Genomic DNA, 9,906 nt, shown 5'->3' on the forward strand with positions numbered 1-9,906 from the left:
AACTCATAAATAGTAGACTGAACATATCTTGATGGCCGCTCAGTTTCCGTACAACTATAAAATAAGACCCCAATAACTAGCGCTAAAACTATTTTTTTCATGTGTAAATTCTTTACAAAGTGAAACGTTTTCACATTGTGTATGTTTTGTAAATTCAAAATTGAATTAAACTATTAGAAATACCAAGACCTAAAGAAACAAATCCTTTTGAATTATAACATGTGCAAGATTTGAAAAGAAAACCTGTCAATCTCTTACAAAAAATAGTATTCTTCATCGAATTCAGACATTTTAATTTCTCTGATCCCAATTTTTAATTCTATGGAAGAAATACGGCTGAAGATTGCTTATAACTACTTTCGGGAGAAAGGTTGGAAGCCCTTCCCTTTTCAAGTACAAACCTGGAATGATTTTCTGGATGGTAAATCAGGTTTATTAAATGCTCCAACTGGATCAGGGAAGACATTTGCTTTATGGTTTCCTGTAATTTTAGAATATATAAGTCAGAATCCTGATAGTTGGAAAAAACCTAAAAACAATGGGATTCAATTAATTTGGGTTACCCCGTTAAGAGCCCTTTCCAAGGATATCCAACTTGCCATGCAGGAAGTGTGTGATGCTATTGGATTGCCCTGGAAAGTTGCAGTCAGAAATGGGGATACAGATTCTAAAACTCGTACAGCCTTAAAGCGGCGACCTCCTGAATGTCTTATCACCACTCCTGAGACACTACATATTCTGATTTCTCAAAAAGATCATGTCAAGTTGTTCCAAACTGTCAAGGCAATTGTGGTGGATGAATGGCATGAATTAGTAGGAAATAAAAGAGGTGTACAGGTTCAATTAGCATTGGAATATATTCAATCTATTTGTCCTTCAACATTTAGAAGATGGGCTGTTTCAGCTACCCTTGGAAATTTAAACGAGGCTGCTCAAACATTATTAGGAAAAAACCTACCTATTCACATCATAAAAGCAAAAGTTGAAAAAGAAATAATTTTAAACTCCGTTTTTCCAGATGAGATTGAGAAATATCCTTGGGCTGGACATTTGGGAATTCGAATGTTGGATAAAGTTATTCCGATCATTGAAGCTGGAAAGACTGTTTTGCTTTTTACAAATACTCGGTCCCAAACTGAAATTTGGTATCAGAAAATCCTTGAATCAAGGCCAGATTGGGCCGGATGGATAGCTATGCATCATGGATCCTTGGACATGTCGGTACGTTCTTGGGTGGAAGATTCCTTACATGAAGGGAAACTGAAACTCGTTGTATGCACCTCCAGCCTGGATCTAGGAGTTGATTTCAGACCTGTGGATCGGGTAATTCAGGTGGGAAGTCCTAAAGGGGTTTCACGTTTTATTCAGAGAGCGGGAAGAGCAGGTCATCAACCTGGTTCTCCTTCTGAGATATTCTTTGTTCCTACCAATGCTTTGGAATTAATTGAAGCTTCTGCCTTGAGAGATGCCATAGAAAAAGAAGAAATGGAGTCTCAGTTCCCCCCTGATCTTCCTTATGATGTTCTGATCCAGTTTTTAGTGACCTTAGCTGTTGGTGAGGGATTAGATGATAAAAAATTATATTCAGTTGTAAAGCTTACCAGATCCTTTGAAAAGCTATCTAGGCGGGACATGAACTGGGTAATGGATTTTATCACCAAAGGAGGAAATTCATTGGGAAGCTATGAGGATTTTCTAAAAGTTAGCTTGGAAGAAGATGGCCTTTATAAAGTCAAAAATAAAAGAATAGCAATGAAGCACCGGCTTTCAATGGGTACCATTGTATCAGATGCCTTGCTCAAAGTTAAATTCAAAAATGGAGCGTATTTAGGGAGTGTTGAAGAATATTTTATCTCCAAGATGAAAATTGGTGACCGATTTTTCTTTGCCGGCAGAAGCCTTGAACTATTGCAAGTAAAAGGCCTTACAGCTACGGTAAAAGTATCTGAGAAAAAGACAAAGAATGTGGTCTCTTGGATGGGAGCCAGAATGTCATTATCCTCAAAGCTTTCTGATAAAATCAGAGAAATCCTCGAGCTTTATAACCAGGGTAAATATATTTCTGAAGAGATCATCAGAGTTCTTCCAATTTTGGATCTCCAAAACAAACTTTCAATTGTTCCCAATAAAGACACTTTCCTGATAGAATCTCATCAAAGCAAAGAGGGGTATCATATTTTTTTCTATCCCTTTGAAGGTAGGATGATTCATGAATTGATGAGCGCTCTGATTGCATACAGAATCAGCGTGAGCTATTCTACTACCTTCAGTATTGCAATGAATGATTATGGTTTTGAGCTATTATCAGATAGTCTTATACCAATCGAAGAGCTTTTAGAAGAAGACCTTTTCACATTGGAAAACATTCATGAGGATATTAGACATTGTGTCAATGAAAGCGAAATGAGTAGGCGGAAATTCAGGGAAATTGCAAGCATTGCAGGACTTGTTTTCCAGGGTTATCCTGGGAAACCAACTACTTTTAAACATATTCAAGCCAATTCAAGCTTACTATTTCAGGTATTTGAATCTTATGATCCTGAAAACCTACTTCTCAAACAAGCCCATTCGGAAGCTATAAATCAACAGATGGATAAGGAAAAAATGATTAATTCAATGATAAAAATAAATCAGCAGCGAATTATCGTTAAACACCCTATCCAATTTACTCCTTTTTCTTTTCCAATAATGGTAGATAGGTTAAGTAGAAATTCAGTTTCTTCTGAATCCATAGAGGATAGAATTGTTAAGATTCAATCACAATTTGAAATATTGGATTAATTAGCTCTCCAGAAGAATGGAGTGAATAAGATGAGAATAGTGAATAATTCCAATCTTCCTAAAAGCATAATAAACGAAAGGAAGATTTTTGCAAATGGTGAGAAAAAAGCAAAGTTATTAACAGGACCTACTTTTCCTATCCCCGGCCCGACATTTCCGAGACATGTTGCGACAGCACCTAGTGAAGTTTCAAAATCGTACCCCATTATAGAAAGTACGAATGCTCCAAAAACGAAAATCAAAAGATAAAGAAGTAAGAAATTCATGATATGAGTTACAATTCTTCCTGTTACTCTGTCACCATTTATCATCAATGGAACAATTGCCCTGGGATGAACCAATCTCTTGAATTCTAAATAGGAGTTTTTGAAAAACGTAAGATGTCTTACAAATTTTATTCCGCCGGCCGTGGAGCCTGCAGATGCCCCAATAAACAAAAGAATAAAACAAATAAAAGTTACCCCTTGACCATATTGCGTATAATCATCCGAAACAAATCCCGTAGTTGTAATGAGTGAAACTACCTGAAATGCAGACTTTCGAAACGCCAATTCCGGATCACTTCCAATATTTGCAAAAATCGGAAAGAACAAAACTATTGAAATAGCAAAAACCACAAAGGCGTATGCCTTAAACTCATCACTCTTCAGCACTTTCCTGAATCTTCCTACCAAACCGAAGTAGATTATAGTGAAGTTAGTACCCGCCAAAAACATAAAGAAAATTGCTGTGTACTGAATAAACGCAGAGTCATAATATGCCATACTCGCGTTTTTAGTGGAAAATCCCCCTGTGGCGAGAGTGGTAAGAGCGTGATTAATCCCATCATAAAAAGTCATTCCTCCTATCCAATACAATAAAGTAGCAGCTAGTGTTAACCCGACATAAACATACCACAGTCTTTTTGCCGTTTCTGAAATTCTAGGATGCACTTTATCAGAAGTAGGACCAGGAGATTCCGCGACAAAAAGTTCAATTCCACCTATTCCCAAAAGCGGGAAAATTGCAACAGTTAAAACTATGATCCCCAAACCGCCAATCCATTGAAGCATGCTACGCCAAAAAAGTAAGCCCTTTGGCATAGCTTCAATATCATTTAATATGGAGGCACCCGTAGTAGTAATGCCAGAAGTAGTTTCAAAGAGAGCGTCTGAAAAAGAAATGATTTCATGACTCAGGATAAATGGTAGCATTCCAAATCCAGCCATAAAAACCCAGCTAAGAGATACAATGAGGTATCCCTCCCGTTTTCTGATATTTTGATCTTGTTTGGAAAATGAGAAAAACAGAATTCCACCCACAATCATGGTAATCACTGCTGAACTCAAAATAGGCCAAGGGTCTTCCTCAAAATGAAAGGAAAAAACAACTCCAGGAAGCATCAATAATCCAATGAGCACCAAGAGTGCTCCCATGATTTTTGCAATTTCTTTGAAGTGAATCATTCTTAATGAAAAAGTTTTTCTAAAGGCATTTTTGCTTCCGGAAGTGCTAAAACGATTGCTTTATCATCCATTTGTAGCATAAAATCTCCATCGGGAATAAATACTTCTTCTCCTCTGATTACGCCAGCTACGATGGCTGAATCAGGAAAATGCAATTCTCTGAGAGGTTTCTTGATTAATCTATTAATCTTAGAAACTGAATATTGAATAAATTCCGCATCAACTCCATAGATTCCTGAAACTGCATCAACAGTTCCCTTTTTTAAGTATCTAGAAATCTCATTTGCTGCTACAAGCTTTTTATTAATTAAGGAATCGACTCCAATACTATGTGAAATGTGAATGTATTCCCGGGTATCCACATGAGCAATTGTTTTATATACTCCGTGATTTTTAGCCGTTAATGAAGTGATAATATTTGTTTCAGAGGATTCTGTTAAAGCTAAAAATGCATCCATCTGCTCAAGACCTTCTTCTACTAATAGTTCGATGTTTTTATAATCCCCATTGATCACCAAGGTGTTTTTGAGGTTTTCAGCAAGCCATTTACATCTCTCCTTATCTTTATTAACAAGAGTCACTCTGAAGTGATCCTCCAACCTCAAAGCAGTGGTCAAAGCCATATCATCACCACCGATGATCATCACATTTTTGATGATAACTTTCTTTTGCCCCAAAACCTCCATAATACTTTCAGTATTCTTTTTATTCGATATAAAGAATACGTGATCATTATTTCTTATGATAGTACTTCCTCTAGGAATAATTGTTTTTTGATCCCTGAGAATGGCTATAATTCGGATGTCTTCAAATATGGGGTTTGTCTTTGTATCCATAATCCTTTGATTTACCAAAGGATTATATTGGTCTAGCGTAATTCCGACAATATTCAATTTACCTCCACCAAAGTCAAAAACTTCCGTGAAGCTGGAATTTTCAATCATATTGAATATCTCCCGGCTACAAAGCATCGTGGGAGAAATCAGATTATCAATTCCAAGGTTATTGAAATAGTTTACATTTTCAGGATCTAAATAAGAGTGATTTCTAACCCTTGCCATCACACGTTTTGCTCCAAGTTGCTTGGCCAAAACTGCAGTAACAATATTAGTTTTTTCGGAAGTAGTTACAGCCAAAACCATATTGGCACGTTCAACATTTGCTTGTTGCAGGACTTCGAAAGAAGTAGAATCTCCTTGAACGGTTAATACATCCAGTTTTGAAGCCACATATTCCAGCACTTCTCTATCCGTATCAATCAGTGTAATATCCTTATTATCAAAGCTTAATTGCTCAGCCAAGTGATATCCCATATCACCTGCACCAGCAATCACTATATTCATCCCCATAGAGGTAATTCGAGTGATTTAAACGACTGCAAAACTAACATCTTTCTACATGGTTTTCAGCCATATAGATTATTTCTTTTGCGATTAAGATCGAAAAGTAGTTAATCTGGCCTTTTATGATAAATTTTTGAAGTTTTTTTTTATTGAAAGCAGTAATTAAAAAATCATTCCTCCAGTAATTTAGAGCTTTCTACCTCTGTGAGAGCTTCTACATCCTTCAGCTTTCTTTGTATTGCCCGCGTTCTAGAACCTACCAATTTATCCAATTCGGAATTAGCTTCACCCAATTTTTTTTGAGTCTTCTCAATCAACTCTCCAAATTTTCCGAATTCTGTTTTAATCGCTCCTAAAACTTGCCATACTTCAGAGCTTCTTTTCTGAATAGCTAAAGTTCTGAATCCCATCTGTAAACTATTTAAAATAGCAGAAAGAGTGGTTGGTCCTGTTACCAGAACCTTATATTCTTGTTGTATCTGCTGCGAAAGCCCTGGTTCCCTTAAAATTTCAGCATATAGACTTTCTACAGGTAAAAAAAGAATAGCAAAATCTGTCGTATGGGGAACTTGAATGTATTTATTTCTTATATCTGAAGCAGCTTTTTTTACTGCTTTAATCAATTCAGTTCTAGCAAAATCAATTTCCGCTTTATTAACTTTTTCATTTGCATCTACTAATCTTAAATATGATTCTTGAGGAAACTTGGAATCAATCGGTAATAAAACCTGCGCATCATTACCAGGCATTTTAACGGCAAACTCCACTCGTTCTCTTCCCGAATTTCCAATGGCAGCATTTAAAATATATTGGTCTGCTGTAAGGACATTTTCCAAAATTGCCTGCAATTGGTACTCACCCAGAACTCCTCTGCTTTTAACATTACTCAAAACCCTTTTTAAATCTCCTACCCCATTTGCTAAACTTTGCATTTCTCCGAGCCCCTTTTGTACAGCTTGTAATTGGTTACTGACCATTTCAAATGATTGCCCAAGTCTAGTTTCCAATGTTTTCTGAAGCTTTTCATCGACTGTCACACGGATTTTCTCAAGTCTAGATTCCGTAACTTTCATCAAATCTTCTTGCCTTTTGTTCAATTCATCAAATTTTTCTTTTTGAAGAGTATTAAAATCCTGGACATTTCTTCTAAATAGCTCTCCAAAACTTTTTAAGGCCTCATTTTGATCTCTGGAACTTTCACGTTGATTATCAAAAACAAGTCTGAATTGAGAGGTAAGATTTTGATTGGCTTCTTTCCGGGATTCAGCTAATGACAAGGCTATCTCCTTACTCATCTTATTTAGTTCTGATTGTAGTATTTCCTTTTCAGCTTTTCCTTTCCGGTTCAAAAAAATAAGAACTATTACAATCGCTTGAAATACTAAAACTAGAGTTATTAAAATCTCAGTGGACATGTGTTAAATAATTTGGACCTTTAAGGTAATCTTTCCTGATTTCCACCCCTAAAAAAGAGAGATACTCTGCGACAGTTTCAGTCGGTATTTCTTCCATTGGTACATGACCAGCTTCTTCAAAAACAACAAGTCTAGATCCCGGAATAGCATTTTCAATCAAATAAGCCTGCTTTAAGGGAATCCATTTATCTTCTTTTCCCCACATGATTAAAGTCGGCATTTTTACTACATCAAAATCAAAATCATATTTTCTTGGAATTGATAATCTATCCAAAGTTGCTTTTCTGTTTCCATCTCTCAGCATTAATTCATAGTAACGATCAATCTTATCTCCAGTGATCTTTTCAGAATCATAATAAACCTCTTTCATGTTCATGGCAAAAAGAAACTTTGGAGTGCATTTCAGTAATAATTTTGCGAAGATTGGATTTGAAGTAAGCTTAAAAATCAACCCTGTATTAGATGATTTTTCTTCATCTTTCCCTAAAGTTCTTACTGAAGGTATTGGTGCCCCGGAAGCATCTATAAGATTTAAACTCAATACTTTATCGGGTCTTGTAGAAGCCATTTGCAAGGCAACTGCACCTCCCATTGAGTTTCCAGCTACATGAAACTTTTCCAGCCCCAAATTTTCTGCTAATGTTAATGCCAAATGACTGTAATCTTGGATAGAATATCTTTGTAATTCATCTGGACCTGTCAATCCGTGACCGGGGAAATCAAAGGAAATAGTCATGAAATATGGGCTTAATTCTTCCTGCCAACTTTCCCAAGTATGAAGAGACGAAAAACTCCCATGAAGTAGTATTATTGGCTCACCTTGACCCATTATCCTAACATGGATATTTTGTCCATTGACTTTGATAAAATGAGATTGAGGAGTAGCATATTTTTGATCTACTTCTTCTTTGGAAATATCATTCCTGAAAAGAAGCATCAAAAAGAAGACACATGATAGTACTAGTGTTGCTAAAACCTTAACTACTCTTTTGATCCAAATCATATATTAATTTAATCCTTTCAAATGCTTTAAAGTAAAAACTACAAAAAATCTCTTAAATCTCTATTTTGCATAAAAAAATAGAAATTGTCATTTAGAAACTTTTTAAGAAACCTTGGTCCAGGCCCCGTCATAGCAGCTGCCTTCATTGGACCAGGCACGGTAACAGTTTGCACACTGGCAGGTGTTAATTTTGGCTATTCCTTACTTTGGGCACTGGTATTATCCATTTTAGCCACTCTAACCCTTCAGGAAATATCCGGGAGAATTGGCATAAGTACTGGACAAGATTTAAGCCAATTACTTAGAAATAGAAAATCAAATACCTTTTTCAAGTACACGTCTATGGTATTGGTATTGTTGGCAATTGTATTTGGAAATGCGGCATACGAATCAGGCAACATTACAGGCGCTAACCTCGGCTTAGAAATTTTCTGGCAGGCTCCAATTTTCAAAATAGGCTTCATAAATATTCAGACTGGAAATTTTCTAATTGGAGCTATTGCTTTGATCTTACTATACTTTGGAAACTACAAAAGTCTTGAGAAGTTATTAGTGGGCTTAGTTATTTTAATGTCCATAGCATTTACGATAACAGCTTTTCTTACCAAACCAGACTGGAATAGAGTTTTGGAAGGCTTTATTCCTTCTTGGGATAATAATGAATTTCTTACCATTGTTTCCCTGATTGGGACGACTGTAGTTCCCTACAATTTATTTCTATATGCTAGTTTGGCCAATAAACGATGGAAAAAATCAGATGGAATATCATGGATGAGAAAAGACATAGGCATATCGGTAATCTTAGGAGGCATTGTTTCTATGGCTATTTTAATGGTTGGTGCAGCCAATACAAGTACAGATGTAAGTAACGCAATAGATGTATCAAGAGGTTTAGAACCATATTTTGGGTCTTTAGCCAAATATTTAATGGGAATTGGTTTTTTGGCAGCTGGGCTCACTTCTTCCCTTACAGCTCCACTTGCAGCAGGATTAGTAGTTTGTGGAATAGCCGGTTGGAATCAAGATCTAAAATCCTCCCCCATGAGGAGATCTATGAGTGTCATATTGGTATTAGGACTGATATTCGCATCTTTTGGAATTAAACCTGTTCAATTAATCACTCTTTCTCAACTTGCAAATGGAATCTTATTGCCACTCATAAGTGGATGGATTATTTGGATTGGAGCGCAAAAATCAATCATGGGCAATCTGAAAAGTAGTTTAAGAGCAAATATTCTTTATTCAGTAATCTGGATAATTACATTAGTTTTAGGTTTAAAAAGTATTGGAGCTGTTTTTGGAATCTGGTAATAAGAAATTATAGATCAGATGCATTGAATGTGTCTCCTTGACTTATGTCTCCTGTATCAAAACCTTTTTTGAACCATTTCATTCTCTGAGCAGAAGTACCATGAGTAAAAGAATCAGGGACTACTCTTCCACCCGCTTGTTTTTGTAAACGATCATCACCTATTGCATTGGCAGCATTTAGTGCCTCTTCTAAATCCCCGCTTTCTAACCAACCATTTGAATCTTGGCTAAAATGAGCCCAAACACCTGCTAAAAAGTCGGCTTGCAATTCCAATCTAACTGAATATTGATTATACTCTGTATCGCTTACTTTTCCTCTTAGGCTATGAATCTGATCGGTAATTCCCATAATTTTTTGAATATGGTGACCCACTTCATGAGCTATAACATAGGCTTGAGCAAAATCTCCGGGGGCATTTAACTTACGCTCCATATCTTCAAAAAAACTGATATCTAAATACAATTTCTCATCAGCAGGACAGTAGAACGGCCCCGTGGACGCGGATGCATTTCCACAAGCAGAAGCAACTGAATTTGTAAAAAAAACCAAAGTTGGATTCCTGTAATTCTCAAGTTCCTGGTTCCAAACATCCTCGGTATCGGCTAAG

General features: G+C 36.4%; 7 protein-coding genes. 2 read left to right on the forward strand and 5 right to left on the reverse strand.

What is annotated here, in order from left to right; all coding sequences use genetic code 11:
• The first annotated feature begins 321 nt into the window (after positions 1–321).
• The gene (locus Q0L68_RS11460; protein ID WP_296703110.1) at positions 322–2,781 is read left to right on the forward strand and encodes a ligase-associated DNA damage response DEXH box helicase; all 2,460 of its coding nucleotides are present in this window, start codon (positions 322–324) and stop codon (positions 2,779–2,781) included.
• Here Q0L68_RS11460 and Q0L68_RS11465 read toward each other — a convergent pair.
• From Q0L68_RS11465 to Q0L68_RS11480, 4 genes are all read right to left on the reverse strand, one after another.
• Positions 2,778–4,226, reverse strand: a complete 1,449-nt coding sequence (locus tag Q0L68_RS11465) for a TrkH family potassium uptake protein (protein WP_296703112.1) — start codon at positions 4,224–4,226, stop codon at positions 2,778–2,780. The genes Q0L68_RS11460 and Q0L68_RS11465 overlap by 4 nt on opposite strands.
• Positions 4,227–4,228: 2 nt before the next feature.
• Entirely contained in the window at positions 4,229–5,575 is a 1,347-nt protein-coding gene (gene trkA, locus Q0L68_RS11470) for a Trk system potassium transporter TrkA (protein WP_296703115.1), read from the reverse strand.
• A gap of 164 nt (positions 5,576–5,739) precedes the next feature.
• Positions 5,740–6,984: a DNA recombination protein RmuC gene (rmuC, locus tag Q0L68_RS11475; RefSeq protein WP_296703117.1), complete on the reverse strand. Its 1,245-nt coding sequence runs from the start codon at positions 6,982–6,984 to the stop codon at positions 5,740–5,742.
• Positions 6,974–7,987 carry an alpha/beta hydrolase gene (locus Q0L68_RS11480; RefSeq protein WP_296703120.1) on the reverse strand — a complete coding sequence of 338 codons (1,014 nt, stop codon included), beginning with the start codon at positions 7,985–7,987 and terminating at the stop codon, positions 6,974–6,976. The genes rmuC and Q0L68_RS11480 overlap by 11 nt, the downstream gene beginning before the upstream one ends.
• A gap of 84 nt (positions 7,988–8,071) precedes the next feature.
• Here Q0L68_RS11480 and Q0L68_RS11485 point away from each other — a divergent pair, with 84 nt between their 5' ends.
• Positions 8,072–9,298 (forward strand): Nramp family divalent metal transporter, encoded by a 1,227-nt coding sequence (locus Q0L68_RS11485; protein WP_296703122.1) that lies wholly within the window; start codon positions 8,072–8,074, stop codon positions 9,296–9,298.
• 7 nt (positions 9,299–9,305) lie between these two features.
• Here Q0L68_RS11485 and Q0L68_RS11490 read toward each other — a convergent pair.
• A partial coding sequence (locus tag Q0L68_RS11490; RefSeq protein ID WP_296703123.1) for a neutral zinc metallopeptidase occupies positions 9,306–9,906 on the reverse strand: 601 nt, incomplete at its 5' end.

Source organism: Algoriphagus sp. (assembly GCF_024642405.1).
Lineage (GTDB): Bacteria > Bacteroidota > Bacteroidia > Cytophagales > Cyclobacteriaceae > Algoriphagus.